Below are 15,143 nucleotides of genomic sequence, written 5' to 3'. Positions count from 1 at the left end.
AAGTGAAGTCTGCCTTATAGGCAGGCTTCTTTTTAAAAAGAACAGATCGCGCGAGTGGGAGGGATATCATGAATTTTGCTGTTATTGGGGCAGGAGCAGTGGGGATGCTGACGGCTTCGCTGTTGAAAGAAGCTGGTTGCGGTGTCCAATTGATCACCCGGAGACCGGAGCAGGCAAAACAGATCAACGCAAAAGGGATTGATCTTGATGGGAAAATCCAGTTTATCGATGCCTTTACGGAATGGGACCGCATACCTGCCAATGCTTTCATATTGGTAGCGGTAAAATACGGCCATTTATCTGAAGTCATCAAGAAACTCAAAAGCAATTGCCTGGATAATCCGGTCGTCTTCATGCAAAACGGCATGATGCATCTCGATTCGATTCCAAACTTGCCGCAAAAGAACATAGCTGCCGGCATCGTAGAGCACGGTGCATTAAAAGTGGATGAAACAAGAGTGAAGCACACTGGTAAAGGCCTGTTTAAATTCGCTTTACTCAGTGGGGATGAAAAACGATTCCATCCTTTACTCAATATCAACGGAGTTAAGGCAGAGTGGCATCCTGACGCGGATAAGATGCTTTTTCGCAAAGTGCTGCTGAATACAATGATCAATCCGCTGACTGCGCTCCTTTCTATTAAAAACGGGGAACTCTTGAGCAATCCCCACGCCTATGAACTGCTGAAGAATATCTACACGGAATTGTATGCTGCGTTTCCGGAGATTGAAACGCTCCTGCCTTTCGAACAGGTTACCGCGTTATGCGCTTCGACAGCGGAAAACACTTCATCAATGCTTGCCGACAAACTGGCCGGACGACCATTGGAACTGGATACCATCCTGTTGTATACAATCAGGCGGTCGCCATATACATTGCCTATTTTGCAGACATTCTATCATTTATTGAAGGCGGCTGAAAAAGAGTGATGAACTTGATACATAATATAGGCGCAATTTTCATTTTTGCCCCTTTTCTTGCATTTATATTGCTGATCCTCCTCACCCGTAAAAAGCTGAAACGGCGAGCGATCGGTTTATCAGCTGATGTGACGACATTTTTGCTGTTCATATCAGTCCCCGTTTCAATGAAAGCATTATGGGATGTTAATATATCTTTCGCTGTTTCTGTGACAGCAATCATTATCGCAATTATTTTACTTATAATTGAATGGAAAAAGTCGAAGGAAATTGAAGTGCTGAAGTATGCCAGGAAAACCTGGCGCCTTTATTTTCTTCTGCTGTCGATGAGTTACATTCTTATATGGTTGACAGGTTTGGCATTGACGCTCATCAGTTTCATCTGATGCAGCTGTCGATGTCTTTTTATGTTGCATAAGCTGATTTTTTTAAAAGTGGTGCATGGTCTGATATAGTAGGTGTTATGTAATGGAAAAGGGGATTCGCAAGATGAAATTAGCAGAGCAATTCGTACCACCTTCAAGCAAACTTATGAGTGATTACATAAATGGCGATGAAAACCTGCGCCGTTATTTTTCTTATAACCCGGATATGAGTTCTTTTGGCAGCAGACTGCAAAAACTGCAAAAGCATAACGTGGATCGGCAGCGCTTGAGTGCTGTTATACGGAGTTATATGGAGCCTTATGGAATTTCGGGCAAAGCGGAAGAGCATCTGCAGGATTTTGAGGACGGGGCTTCTGTAGTAGTGACCGGCCAGCAGGCAGGCATTCTGACAGGCCCTCTTTATACCATCCACAAAGCCATTTCGGCTATCGTATTGGCGAAGCAGGCAAAAGAGGAATTGAATACGAAAGTCGTGCCTGTTTTTTGGATAGCGGGAGAAGACCATGATCTGGCAGAAATCAGCCATCTTTACAGGGAGATCAATGGTCGGGTTGAGAAATTGAATTTCCCGCATGTTGAGTATGGGAAGAAAACGGCTTCTACGGCTATTTTAAATAAAGCAAGAATCACAGACTTCCTGAACGAATATTTCAGAAGCCTGCCTGAAACTGCTTATTCCAAAGAGCTGCAGCAAATGATTTTCGGCTTCCTGGAAACGACAGAAACGTACACTGAATTCTTCTCCTCTCTGCTGAATCACTTCTTTAATGAGGAAGGGCTTCTCATGATCGATGCAGCCTATCCGGAAATGAGGAAGTTCGAGTCGGAATTCTTTAAACGCCTGATCGAACTTTCTCCTGCCATTGCAAAAGAAGTCTATACAGCAGAACAAGAACTTGTGGCGCAGGGATACAATCCCCCACTTTCTGCCGAAGAAGATGCGGCGCATCTTTTCATTACTGTCAAAGGGGAGCGTATTCTCCTTAAACGGGAAGGCGAAACGTTTACCGGCAATGACGGAAAAGTTCGCTTCAGCGTAGATGATTTGCTGAATATAGCGGAGCAGTCCCCTGAAATGCTCAGCAACAATGTGGTGACGCGGCCGTTGATGCAGGAAATGGTTTTTCCTGTACTCGCTTTTGTCGGAGGTCCTGGGGAAATCGCTTATTGGAGCTTATTTAAAAAGGCTTTTGAAATTCTTGGGATGGAAATGCCGGTCATCATGCCGCGTCTGGGAATGACATTGGTCAACCGCAAAGTGCAGCTCTTGCTTGAGAAATATGGTTCGAATTTTGAAGACGTGGCTGTCAAACAGAAAACAAAGCAATTAAAAGCTGATCTGCTAGATGCTGTAAGGGAAAAAGAAGCGGAGAAACTGATTGAGGATTTGGAAGCCAAGATCCAGATGGATTATGATTCAATCCAACAAAGGATGACGGAAGTCAGCCGAGGATTGGCTCCACTCGTTGAAAAAAACCTTCAGTTCCATTTGAAGCAACTCGACTTCCTTAAACATAAACTGGAAGATGAAGTGATTCTGCAAAATAGTGTTCAGTTTGGCCATTATGATTTTCTGGAAAATGAATTATTGCCGAATGGCTCATTGCAGGAAAGAATTTATAATCCTGTTTCCTATATGAACGAGTACGGAATGGACCTCGTCAATCAACTTTTGGCGCTTGATTTGAAATATGACAAAAATCACAAGATAATCTATTTTTAATGCTTAAAAGTCTGCCATGGCAGGCTTTTTTTCGTTTCAAGAAGTTTAAATGAGATATTAATCTGTAACATTCATGAAATATTTCAAAAACAAGTGGTGGGAAGTGGGGGATTGTGGTACATTAATTACAATAAGTGGGGTGAAGGGCATGTTCATGGGCGAATATCAACATAGCGTTGATTCAAAGGGACGATTAATCGTACCCGCTAAATTTCGTGAACTCCTTGGTGAGAATTTTGTCATCACCAGAGGCCTGGATCAATGCTTATTCGGTTACACAATGGATGAATGGCAGAAGATTGAAGAGAAACTGAAAGAACTTCCTGTCACGAAAAAAGACGCACGTGCATTTACCCGATTCTTTTTCTCGGGAGCCACAGAAGTGGAACTCGATAAACAGGGGCGCGTCAACATCCCATCAACTTTGGTATCTTACGCAAAATTGGAAAAGGAATGCATCATTCTGGGTGTCTCCAATCGTTTCGAAATTTGGGCAAAAGACTCTTGGGAAGAATATTTCGCAGAATCTGAAGACTCGTTTAACGACATCGCAGAAAACCTGGTGGATTTCGACTTTTAAATCAGAAACGGAGGGAATGGATTGTTCAACCACACCACGGTTTTACTCCATGAGACTGTCGATGGACTGAACATTCGTCCTGACGGCATATATGTGGATTGCACCCTTGGAGGTGCGGGACACAGTGAGTATTTGGTCCAACAGCTTTCTGACGAAGGCCATCTGTTCTGTTTTGACCAGGACGTGACGGCAATCGAACATGCAAAAGAAAAGCTGAAAGATTATGTACATAGAATCACTTTTATACACGCGAATTTCAAGGACATAAAATCAGAACTTGAAGAGCGGGGGATCGAAAAAGTCGATGGCATCCTTTATGACCTCGGTGTTTCATCTCCACAATTGGATACGCCGGAACGCGGATTCAGCTACCACAACGATGCGCCGCTTGATATGCGGATGGATCAAAGTGCCTCACTTACTGCATATGACGTGGTGAATGAATGGGCTTTTGAAGATCTGGTGCGTATTTTCTACCGCTACGGGGAAGAGAAGTTCTCCAAACAAATCGCCCGGAAAATCGAAGCTGCCAGAAACAAGGCGCCGATCGACACCACCGGCCAATTGGTGGAATGCATAAAAGACGGTATTCCGGCATTTGCCAGAAGAACTGGCGGACATCCGGCGAAACGTGTATTTCAGGCAATACGGATTGCCGTGAATGATGAACTTGGCGCAGCTGAAACATCTTTGCAGGATGCCATCACTTTATTGGCGCCGAAAGGCCGTATCAGTGTCATCACATTCCATTCACTGGAAGATCGATTATGCAAGACGATTTTCAAGGAAGCATCCTCACTTCCTGAACTGCCGCCGAATTTTCCGGTAATTCCATCAGGCCAGGAACCTGTACTGAAGCTGATCACCAGAAAACCAATCCTTGCATCAGAAGAGGAATTGGCGCATAACAACCGATCACGCTCAGCAAAATTAAGAATCGCAGAAAAAATCAGAGAATAAGGACGTGTTTTTATGGCGTTGAATGCAAGAAAAGAGACCTATATCCAACAGCCGGCCGTTCCTCACATTCCGAGTCACCAGCCGGTCAGAAAAAAAGGCCTTATCACAAAAGGTGAAAAAGTATTGTATCTGACTTTCCTGGCAGTATTCGTTATGTGCGCATTGCTGGTTCTACAAAATCAAGCCACTATCCAGGCGACCACCCATGAAATTCAAACAATTGAAAATGATATTAGTGAAATTCAGAAACAAAATACGGACTTGACAGTGCAAGTAAGTGAACTTTCTACATATGAGCGCATTTGGGCAAAAGCGAAAGAGCTTGGTCTAAAATTGGATGAGCAAAATGTAAAGGTAGTGCCTGGGCAATGAAGAAGAAGTTTCGATTTCAATGGGGAGCCTTTCTGCTGTTTTTAGTTTTCGCAGGGCTCTTTTTCCTTTTATTGGCAAGAATTGTCACTATTCAGGCGACTGGTCAGGTCGAAGGTCAGGAGTTGGCGGCTAAAGCGGCAGCCAAATATAGCCAGGAAGAAGTGCTTACGGCGGAGCGGGGCAAAATACTCGACCGCAGCGGAGAAATTATTGCAGAAGACACGCTTTCTTATAAACTAGTTGCTGTAGTAGATGAAAAGGCTACTCAAAAGGCGAGTGATCCGCGTCATGTGACAGATATCAATCTGACTGCTGATATCCTGTCGAAATATATAGGGACACCAAGAGAGAAGATTTATGAGACATTGAAACAAGGGCAGGATGCCGGGCGTTACCAGGTTGAATTCGGTTCAGCCGGACGCGAAATCAGCCATACCCAAATGCTCGAGATGAAAGAAGAGGAGCTGCCGGGCGTCCTGTTTATCCAAAATCTTAAACGATTATATCCGAACGGGGTTTTCGCTTCCCATTTAATCGGTTTTGCAATGAAAGAAGAACTGGAAAATGGGGATATGGTGACAAAAGGGAAAATGGGGCTTGAACTGATTTACGATGACATCTTAACCGGTGAAAACGGCAAAGTGGAGTTTGACACTGACAAATGGGGCTTTTTGCTACCAAACAGTGAATCGGCTGTCACGCCGGCAGTTGATGGAGCCGATATCAAGCTGACACTGGATAAGACATTGGAGAACTTTTTGGAAGATGCCATGTCTTCAGTTCAGGAAGAGTATGATCCAAAAAGGATGATCGCTTTGATCGCGAATCCTAAAACGGGTGAAATACTGGCGATGTCACAACGCCCTTCATTCAATCCGAATACACGCGAAGGCCTATCCGAGAACTGGCTTAACGAAAGTATCCAACTGACCATCGAACCGGGTTCACCGATGAAGATGTTCACATTGGCTGCAGCGGTTGAAGAAGGGAAATGGAATCCGAATGCCACTTACCAGTCGGGATCCTACCAATTCGGCAACACGATCATAGGAGATCATAACGGAAGAAAAGGCTGGGGCACCATCAGTTATCTGGAAGGTTTCCAGCGCTCTTCGAACGTATCTATGGCTTATCTGCTCGAACGCATCGGACCTGATACGTTCATGAATTACATCGACGCTTTCGGTTTCGGCAAAAAGACGGGCATCGATCTCCCGGGAGAAGCGGCAGGAAAAATCCTTGATGAACGGGAAATCAATAAACTGACTTTGACATTCGGTCAGGGATCCACTGTTACACCTATCCAAATGATTCAGGCAACTACAGCTTTTGCCAACGATGGCGTAATGATGAAACCATATATTATAGACGAAATAAAAAATCGGGACACTGGCGAAGTTACATTAAAAGGTAAGCCTGAAGAGGCAGGACAGCCGATTTCAGCTGAAACGGCCAAGATTGTCCGTGATGTAATGGCTTCGACTGTAACTGCTGAAGAAGGTTCCGGTAAACGTTTTGCTCTGCAGGATTACACAGTTGCAGGTAAAACCGGTACTGCTCAGATACCAGGCGATGATGGCCGATATATGACCGGAAAAGATAATTATCTTTTCTCGTTTGTGGGCATGGCGCCTGCTGAAGATCCTGAACTGGTCATGTATGTCGGGGTACAACAACCGAATATGGATGTGACTGAACATGGCTCAAAACCTGTTGCAGATATTTTCACTTCAGTGATGGAGAACGGTTTGAAGTATTTAAACATCGAACCGGAAGATATTGAAGAAACGCCTGTTGTCGAAATCGGCGATTATGCCGGTAAAACATCTGATGAAGTTGCGGCGGAATTGGGTTCACGAAACATTAAAGTAGCCACCACTGGAAGTGCTGGAGAAGTCAGTGCCCAGTACCCTGAAAAAGGGGAAATGCTGCTGGCCGGCGGGACGGTCATCCTGCAAACTGAAGGAGAGACTGTTTTACCGGACTTCAAAGGCTGGTCTAAACGGGAATTGCTTGCTTTTCAGGCTCTCAGCGGATTATCATTGGAAATTGTGGGACAGGGTTATGCAGTGAATCAGAGCTTGTCGGCAGGAGTGAAAATTGCCGAAGGTGAACCTGTAGTGGTCCGTCTTCAGACTCCTGAAGATTCCTATAAAGTCCAAATGACTGATGGGCCTGAGGGCATCCCTGAAGAAGAAAATACTGAAGAAATAATTACAGAAGATACATCTGAATAGGAAGATGTTTAAAGGAGAAAACTAATGGACGTTTACTTATTACTCGGATTTGGAATTGCTTTATTGTTAACTGCCGGATTGATGCCTGTTTTCATCCCGTTGCTTCAACGGATGAAATTCGGGCAGAGCATCCGCGAAGAAGGCCCGGAATCGCATATGAAAAAAACAGGGACGCCGACCATGGGGGGACTTGTATTTCTCATAGCCATCATTTTGACGGCATTTGGGGTAGCCTTTTTCACAGATTTATTGACAGTGGAACTGATGATTCTTTTATTGGTGCTGTTCGGTTATGGACTCATCGGGTTTCTCGATGACTTTATCAAAGTTGTGCTGAAGCGCAATCTTGGTTTGACATCTTTGCAAAAGCTTATCGCTCAGATTGTCATAGCTGTTGTTTCATTCCTGTTATTGGGCATGATAGAATTCGATACAGGATTAGTTATTCCATTTACTGACATTTCCATTGAGCTGTCAGGATTGTATGTATTGTTCATCATCTTCTGGCTGGTCGGTTTCTCGAATGCCGTCAACCTGACAGATGGCTTGGATGGTTTGGTGGCTGGAACAGCTTCAATCGCCTTTGCCGCTTTTGGAGTCTTGGCTATCAGACAGGACGAAAACGCGATTGCTCTATTCACCTTCATCACAGCCGGAGCATTAATCGGCTTCCTTATCTTCAATAAATACCCTGCAAAAGTATTTATGGGTGATACAGGATCCCTTGCCCTGGGCGGTGCACTGGCAATGGTATCGATTCTCCTGAAACAGGAATTGCTGCTATTGCTGATCGGTCTTGTGTTTGTAATTGAAACGGCTTCAGTCATACTGCAGGTCGGCAGCTTCAAATTAAGAAAAAAACGCATATTCAAAATGAGTCCGATTCATCACCATTTCGAATTGAGCGGCTGGTCTGAATGGAAAGTCGTTACGGTGTTTTGGCTCGTTGGCTTGATTGCCGCGATTATTGCCGTTGTTTTGGAGGTCATGTAAATGAAAGAGTTAGAACAGGTTCATCAAAAAAAGGTATTGGTTCTCGGACTGGCGAAAAGCGGTTTTACAGCTGCCCGGCTTTTGCATAAACTCGGCGCCTTTGTAACAGTGAATGATGCCAAGCCATTTGAAGAAAATCCCGAAGCGCAAGAGTTATTGAATCTGGGTGTAACAGTCATTTGTGGCCGCCATCCGGAAGATTTACTGGATGAAGGATTCGAACTTCTCGTTAAAAATCCGGGTATTTCATATACCAATCCAATGATTCGCGCTGCGGAAGAAAAAGGGATTCCAGTTTGGACTGAAATAGAGATTGCATATAAGATCAGTGAAGCTCCATTTATCGGGATTACGGGATCGAACGGCAAAACGACTACTACGACACTGCTCTTCCATATGCTGAATCAGGATGAGAAGAAACCTTTGATAGCGGGGAATATCGGGACAGTGGCCAGCGGCGTTGCGGAACATGCGGAAGCGGATAATGTGATTGTCACCGAATTATCTTCTTTCCAATTGAAAGGAACGGAATCGTTCCGTCCGCGCATCGCCATCATCACGAATCTTTATGAAGCGCATCTTGATTACCACGGTACAAAAGAGGATTACGAAGCATCAAAAATGAAATTGACACAAAATCAGACATCCGAAGATTATTTCATTTATAATGCCGATCAGCCTCACTTGGCGGCTTACGCCCAAAAATGCAAAGCTCAGCTCATCCCTTTTACGTTGAAAGGGAAGACGGAAGAAAGCATCAGTGCAGATGACCAATACGTCTATTGGCAAGGGAAAAAGCTGATTGACCGTTCCGAAATTATGCTCGGCGGACAGCATAACCTTGAAAATATTTTAGCGGCAGCTGCAGCTGCACTTCTATGGGGAGGAACGGAAGAAACCATTATCCGTGTACTGTCGTCATTTACAGGAGTCAAGCACCGTTCGCAATTCGTCGTTAACTGGAAAGGCCGGAAATTCTACAACGATTCAAAGGCCACTAATGCGCTGGCAACGAAAAGCGCATTGGAAGCTTTCCCCGGCAATATCGTGTTATTAGCTGGCGGTCTTGAACGCAATCATTCGCTGGAAGAATTAAGGCCATATATGAATAGAGTGAAGGCCCTTGTAACATTCGGTGAAACTTCCGACCGGTTCGGGGAATTCGCAGCCGATTGCGGTGTGCAACGAGTTGAAAAGGTCTCAGACATGCTCAGCGCAGTAGAAAAAGCTGTAAGCCATTCTGAAAACGGCGACACGATTCTTTTATCGCCGGCTTGCGCAAGCTGGGACCAATACGAAAATTTTGAAATCCGTGGAGATGCTTTCATCGAAGCGGTAAGAAAAGTCACGGAAGCATAGAATAGCGAAAGCGGCCGCTCAGCTCCGACAAGCAAGAGATGGACCAAATATAATTTGGGACATCTCTTTGCGACGAAGCTAGCGCAGCGATGCAGGAGCAGTAAGGTTTTTTGCGATTTGGAGAAGCGGCATGTTTTCAGCCGCACAGCCAAAGTGGCTTACGACTCGAGGAGTTGGCCGCTAAGTCTGGACACCGAGAAAAGCGAAAGCGGCCGCTCAGCTCTGAAAGGCATAAGATATCCAGATCATAAAGAAAGGAGCAGCAATTATGGATAAAGTGATTGATATAGAAGAACGCATCCCCACGCTTCGCGAGCGTCGGCGAAAAAGAACCAATCGCAAATTCCTGGCATTGCTGTTCATTTTTCTGATTATATTGATGGTCTTGGTTTACAGCCAGACAAAATACAGTAAAATCCAATCCATTACAGTAAACGGAGAGGACTTGTATGAGGAAACGGAATACATCACAGCGAGCAAGCTGGATGTCGGCGATTCGATGTGGTCTTTCAATACTGAAGAAGTGGCGGGAGATATTTCAGAGCTTGACTGGGTCAAAAATGCCTCGGCAGACAAAAAATGGCTGACGGGTGTAGAGATTACAGTAGAAGAATATCCAGCCATCGGTTATCTGGAAAAAGAAGCAGGCTATCAGAAATTATTGGCCAATGGCTACGCGGTTGAATTGCCTGTGGATAAAGTGGATGGCCCCATCTTCACTAATTTTGAAACCGAAGAAACACGGCTCGAACTTTCATCGCAATTGGAGCAGCTTGATCCTGAAGTTTCGAATATGCTGTCACAGCTTATCTTGACTGAAGGCGAAACAGCATCAGCCAATATCACTTTATACATGACTGACGGCAATGAAATCCGTGCAAAATTGAACAGTCTTGCGGAAAAACTTGATTATTACCCTTCACTGACTGCCCAGCTGGAAGATGGCCAAAAAGGCGTTTTTGATATGGAAGTCGGCATAACATTCCGCTCCTATGATGACGTCTATGGCCCGCCGAAGGAGGTCGTGGAAGATGAAGAAACCGAACAGCCGTAAGCGGGAGAACGTCAGCAAATCCATCATTTTCTCTCTTGTGTTTTTGGTTCTCGGTTTCATCCTCTCCTATTCCTACAGTCTTTCACAGTCCAACGATGGCGGTGATAACTTTGCTGCAAATTCACAATTCGAAAAGGAAGTAAAGTTCCGTGAAGAATTGATCGAACAGCAGGAGCGCAATAAGACGCTGCGGGAAGAAATGCAATCGAAGCAGGATGTATTGCAGGAGTTTGAAAGTGAATTTTCATCCGGCCAGGAAAACTACAGTGAAATTGCTGCGGAAGCAGAAAAACTGCGGCGCTACGTCGGTTTGATGCCGGTCGAAGGAGAAGGGCTGAAAATTATCCTGGAAGACGGAGAATACGGGGCGCAAACTGTAAATCCGAATGATTATATTGTCCATGAGAGCCATGTGTTTCACGTGATCCACGAGATGTATATTTCCGGGGCGGAAGCGGTCGCGGTAAACGGCCAGCGGATTCATTCGAATTCTACGATCGTTTGCACGGGACCGGTCATTGAAGTCGATGGAGTGAAATACCCAGCGCCATTTACGATTGAAGCAATCGGCAATCCCGAAGTGCTCGCAGCTTCCATGGAGCTGCCGGGTGGAGTCCTCGATCAGCTGGTCAACGATAATATCGTCGTCACAATGGACGAGGGCTTGGATATAACAATGCCTGCCCTTTTGTCGGAATCATGATTGAGGGGGGAGTTGCATGAAAAAGAAAGTTATTTCCCGGTTTACGATGATTTTATTCGTCATCGGCCTGATGACCGCCATCCAGTTTAATACCGTCAACGAACCAGATTCAAGGGATACTCGGGATGTTTGGGAAATCAGGCAGGAATTAGCAAGGGAAAAGCAGCTTCACTCTGAGTTATTATCAGAAATCGGTACATTGGATGAAACCTTATCAAAATATGAAAAAGCAGCAAATGACAGTCCTGAACAAGTTTTAAAAGAAACAGTGGAAGTGCTGCGGCAGGATGCCGGTCTGACTGAAATAACTGGTCCGGGCCTCGAAGTACATATCGAACCTTCACAGGAAGCGATAGTTACGGGTCAAAATATAGAACAGATTTCACCGGCTCTGTTGATCCGGTTTGTTAACGAGATCAACAGATTCAAAGGGATCGAGCTGTCAATAGATGGAAAAAGAGTTATCAACACAAGCCCTATCCGTGATATTAACGGACGGACTGCGATCAACGGCAAGCCGATCGGTACACCGCCTTTTAAGATGAAAATTGCGGCAGGTACACTGGACAATGCAGAGAAACTTTCCAATCATCTAAAAGCATCTCCAATACTGGATAATTTTTATATCGACAATTTATCAGTGAATGTAATGGAGCCTCAGGAAGAAATTACAGTAGAAGGCTACGACGGCGAGCTAGAGCTCGAATATTTAGAAGCGGCGGAGGAGGAATAGCGGTGTGGCTTTCAATTTTAGGGCTGATTCTTGGCTTATCACTTGGCCTGTTGACAGATATACGGATACCGCCGGAATACGCCAATTATTTGTCAATCGCAGTTCTTGCCGCTTTGGACACTCTCTTCGGAGGCATTAGAGCTCATCTGCAGCAGGTCTACGATGACAAAGTTTTTGTGTCAGGATTTTTCTTCAATATTTTGCTGGCAGCCGGGCTGGCATTTCTCGGAGTCCATCTTGGAGTCGATCTGTATCTCGCAGCGATTTTCGCTTTCGGGGTCAGGTTATTCCAGAACATTGCAGTTATCCGGCGCATATTACTCAGCAAATGGACAGAAAAAAAGAGTGTCCGGGAATCAGTTTGAATTTTCTGATGAAATGAAAAAATATTGCATCAAATTACTTAGACAAGGTGTATAATTTACAATAGAATAATAATAACTGGAATAAAATAAGGAGGTGCCACGAATTGAGCCAATCAGAATTGTATGTAAGTTTAGATATCGGGTCTTCGTCGGTTAAAGTATTGATCGGAGAAATGGCGAATAAATCGTTGCACGTCATCGGTGTAGGGAACGTAAAATCCAACGGCATTAAAAAAGGTGCTATCGTTGATATAGATGCGACTGTGCAATCCATCAAAAAAGCTGTCGATCAGGCTGAACGGATGATCGGCAAATCTATTCACGAAGTGGTATTGGGCATTCCCGCAAATAAGATGATGCTGCAAAGCGTTAAAGGTGTAGTCGCAGTAAACAGTGAAAACCGTGAAATTACGGATGATGATATGGATCGGGTGCTCGAAGCTGCACAGGTTATGTCTATTCCCCCAGAACGCGAATTGGTGAATATCATTCCTGAGCAATATATCGTGGACCATTTGGATGAAATTAAAGATCCGCGGGGTATGATTGGGATTCGCCTTGAGATGGATGGTACAATGGTGACGACATCCAAGACGATCTTACATAATGTTCTGCGATGCGTGGAAAGAGCCGGGCTTCAAATCCGGGATATTTATCCACAACCGCTCGCAGCAGGATATTATGCACTGACAGAGGATGAGAAAAATCATGGCACCGCCTGCATCGATATTGGCGGGGGATCAACATCCATCGCTATTTTCCAGGATGGCCATCTTGTAGCATCAACAGTCATTCCTGTCGGCGGCGACCATGTGACAAAGGATCTTTCCATTGTTCTGAAAACGCCTACAGACCAAGCTGAAAAGATTAAACTTGAATATGGTCATGCTTTCTACGATAATGCATCTGAAGACGAATTGTTCGAGGTCCCGGTAATCGGATCTGATACGAAAGAGCAATACAGTCAGAAATACATATCTGAAATAATCGGAGTTCGCCTGGAAGAACTTTTCGAATTGATTTTGGATGAATTTTACCGCCTTGGTGTTCAGGACCTTCCAGGAGGCGTCGTTTTAACAGGCGGCATGGCGAAGCTTGAAGGCCTTCCTGAATTGGCACGCAACATTCTGCAGACGCGTGTGCGTTTGTTCACTCCTGAATATATCGGAGTAAGGGAACCGCAATACACGACTTCGGTCGGCTTGATCCAATACGCTTATATGGAAGACGTTTTCTACGGGCGCATTGGAAGCGGCGCTGCACTCGGCAACCAGCAAAAAGTCGAGCAGGAACCGAAGCCTCAGAAGCAGAGACAGCAAAAACAGCCAAAAGAGAACGGCGATGGCGTCGTAACAAAAGCCAAAAAAATGTTTGACAGATTTTTTGAATAAAGAAAAGAAGAGCGGAAGTGCAGTTTCACTTCCCCAAATCCGCTTAATCTTAAAACGTATACTTTCTTGAGCTTAAAAAAACATTGCATCATGCTTACTCACAGAGCAGAGCAATTTTAGGAGGAAAAAGAATGTTGGAATTTGATACAACAGTAGATGCTATGGCAGTAATTAAAGTTATCGGTGTCGGTGGCGGCGGAAATAACGCTGTTAACCGCATGATTGAACACGGAGTAAAAGGTGTCGAATTTATCGCGGTAAACACGGATGCTCAGGCATTGAACCTTTCAAAAGCTGAAGTCCGCCTTCAAATCGGCGGTAAATTGACGCGTGGACTTGGTGCAGGCGCAAATCCGGAAGTCGGTAAAAAAGCGGCTGAAGAAAGCAAGGAACAGATTGAAGAAGCATTGCGCGGAGCCGATATGGTATTCGTAACTGCCGGTATGGGCGGCGGTACAGGTACTGGTGCAGCTCCTGTAATCGCAGGAATCGCTAAAGAACTTGGCGCTTTGACTGTTGGTGTTGTGACACGTCCATTCACATTTGAAGGACGCAAGCGTTCGACTCAGGCAATCGGCGGAATTGGACAGATGAAAGAATCAGTCGATACGCTGATCGTCATCCCGAATGACCGTCTTCTTGAAATCGTCGATAAAAACACACCTATGCTTGAAGCGTTCAGAGAAGCTGACAACGTACTTCGCCAAGGTGTTCAGGGCATCTCGGACCTGATTGCAGTGCCTGGACTTATCAACCTTGACTTTGCGGACGTGAAAACGATCATGTCGAATAAAGGTTCAGCATTGATGGGGATCGGTGTTTCTTCAGGTGAAAACCGTGCGTCTGAAGCTGCTAAAAAAGCGGTATCCAGCCCGTTATTGGAAGTATCAGTCGATGGCGCGAAAGGTGTTCTCATGAATATCACTGGCGGATCGAATCTTAGCCTTTATGAAGTTCAGGAAGCAGCCGATATCGTCGCATCCGCGTCTGACGAAGATGTGAACATGATTTTCGGATCGGTGATCAATGACAATTTGAAAGATGAAATCATTGTTACGGTTATCGCTACAGGATTCAACGAAGAACAGCTTCAGCCAAGAACACCTAGAGGCTCAGGTTTGAATACAAGCCGTGTCCAATCGATCCAGCAGCAGCAAGCTCCACAGCCGACGCTGCGCGAAGCGCGCCGCGAAGATCAACGCCGTGAAGAACAGGCGCCGGTTTATCAGCAGGAGCCTGTACGCCAGGAAAAACCACAGGATGATGCACTTGATATCCCTACTTTCCTGCGCAACAGACAAAAACGACGTTAATCCACACAGCTGCCAAATTGGCAGCTGTTTTTTTCTGCAAAATAGCGTAATTGA

The 15,143-nt window shown here is 45.1% G+C and carries 15 protein-coding genes; all 15 read left to right on the top strand.

Annotated features, from left to right (window positions below; genetic code table 11):
* The first annotated feature begins 68 nt into the window (after window positions 1-68).
* The 15 genes from D2910_RS04210 to ftsZ all read left to right on the top strand — a co-directional run bounded on the left by D2910_RS04210 (window position 69) and on the right by ftsZ (window position 15,089).
* Window positions 69-929, top strand: coding sequence for a 2-dehydropantoate 2-reductase (locus D2910_RS04210; protein ID WP_117312484.1), 861 nt, complete (start codon window positions 69-71; stop codon window positions 927-929).
* On the top strand, window positions 929-1,306 hold the full coding sequence (locus tag D2910_RS04205; RefSeq protein WP_117312483.1) for a DUF3397 family protein: 378 nt from the start codon (window positions 929-931) through the stop codon (window positions 1,304-1,306). The genes D2910_RS04210 and D2910_RS04205 overlap by 1 nt, the downstream gene beginning before the upstream one ends.
* Before the next feature lie 103 nt (window positions 1,307-1,409).
* The gene (gene bshC, locus D2910_RS04200) at window positions 1,410-3,029 is read left to right on the top strand and encodes a bacillithiol biosynthesis cysteine-adding enzyme BshC (RefSeq protein WP_117312482.1); all 1,620 of its coding nucleotides are present in this window, start codon (window positions 1,410-1,412) and stop codon (window positions 3,027-3,029) included.
* A gap of 148 nt (window positions 3,030-3,177) precedes the next feature.
* Entirely contained in the window at window positions 3,178-3,609 is a 432-nt protein-coding gene (mraZ, locus tag D2910_RS04195) for a division/cell wall cluster transcriptional repressor MraZ (RefSeq protein ID WP_084244979.1), read from the top strand.
* A gap of 21 nt (window positions 3,610-3,630) precedes the next feature.
* Complete coding sequence (gene rsmH / locus D2910_RS04190; protein ID WP_117312481.1) at window positions 3,631-4,569, top strand: 16S rRNA (cytosine(1402)-N(4))-methyltransferase RsmH; 939 nt, start codon at window positions 3,631-3,633, stop codon at window positions 4,567-4,569.
* Window positions 4,570-4,581: 12 nt separating this feature from the next.
* Window positions 4,582-4,941 carry a cell division protein FtsL gene (ftsL, locus tag D2910_RS04185; protein ID WP_084244983.1) on the top strand — a complete coding sequence of 120 codons (360 nt, stop codon included), beginning with the start codon at window positions 4,582-4,584 and terminating at the stop codon, window positions 4,939-4,941.
* A complete protein-coding gene (locus D2910_RS04180; RefSeq protein ID WP_117312480.1) occupies window positions 4,938-7,178 on the top strand; it encodes a penicillin-binding transpeptidase domain-containing protein in 2,241 nt (746 codons plus the stop codon). The genes ftsL and D2910_RS04180 overlap by 4 nt, the downstream gene beginning before the upstream one ends.
* A 24-nt stretch (window positions 7,179-7,202) precedes the next feature.
* Complete coding sequence (mraY, locus tag D2910_RS04175) at window positions 7,203-8,171, top strand: phospho-N-acetylmuramoyl-pentapeptide-transferase (RefSeq protein ID WP_084244988.1); 969 nt, start codon at window positions 7,203-7,205, stop codon at window positions 8,169-8,171.
* Complete coding sequence (gene murD, locus D2910_RS04170) at window positions 8,172-9,530, top strand: UDP-N-acetylmuramoyl-L-alanine--D-glutamate ligase (protein ID WP_117312479.1); 1,359 nt, start codon at window positions 8,172-8,174, stop codon at window positions 9,528-9,530. It begins immediately after the preceding gene.
* 268 nt (window positions 9,531-9,798) lie between these two features.
* Window positions 9,799-10,584, top strand: coding sequence for a cell division protein FtsQ/DivIB (locus D2910_RS04165; protein WP_084244992.1), 786 nt, complete (start codon window positions 9,799-9,801; stop codon window positions 10,582-10,584).
* Window positions 10,562-11,287: a DUF881 domain-containing protein gene (locus D2910_RS04160; RefSeq protein WP_117312478.1), complete on the top strand. Its 726-nt coding sequence runs from the start codon at window positions 10,562-10,564 to the stop codon at window positions 11,285-11,287. Before D2910_RS04165 ends, D2910_RS04160 begins: the two co-directional genes overlap by 23 nt.
* A gap of 16 nt (window positions 11,288-11,303) precedes the next feature.
* Entirely contained in the window at window positions 11,304-12,020 is a 717-nt protein-coding gene (locus D2910_RS04155; protein ID WP_101801993.1) for a DUF881 domain-containing protein, read from the top strand.
* 2 nt (window positions 12,021-12,022) lie between these two features.
* On the top strand, window positions 12,023-12,385 hold the full coding sequence (locus tag D2910_RS04150) for a small basic family protein (protein WP_084244998.1): 363 nt from the start codon (window positions 12,023-12,025) through the stop codon (window positions 12,383-12,385).
* Between the two features lie 104 nt (window positions 12,386-12,489).
* Window positions 12,490-13,776 (top strand): cell division protein FtsA, encoded by a 1,287-nt coding sequence (ftsA, locus tag D2910_RS04145; RefSeq protein WP_084245000.1) that lies wholly within the window; start codon window positions 12,490-12,492, stop codon window positions 13,774-13,776.
* Between the two features lie 131 nt (window positions 13,777-13,907).
* Window positions 13,908-15,089: a cell division protein FtsZ gene (ftsZ, locus tag D2910_RS04140; protein ID WP_084245002.1), complete on the top strand. Its 1,182-nt coding sequence runs from the start codon at window positions 13,908-13,910 to the stop codon at window positions 15,087-15,089.
* Window positions 15,090-15,143: the final 54 nt, after the last annotated feature.

This window comes from Planomicrobium okeanokoites (genome assembly GCF_003428875.1).
In the GTDB taxonomy this organism is placed as follows: domain Bacteria; phylum Bacillota; class Bacilli; order Bacillales_A; family Planococcaceae; genus Planococcus; species Planococcus okeanokoites.
This window is presented reverse-complemented; position numbering and strand designations above follow the sequence as displayed.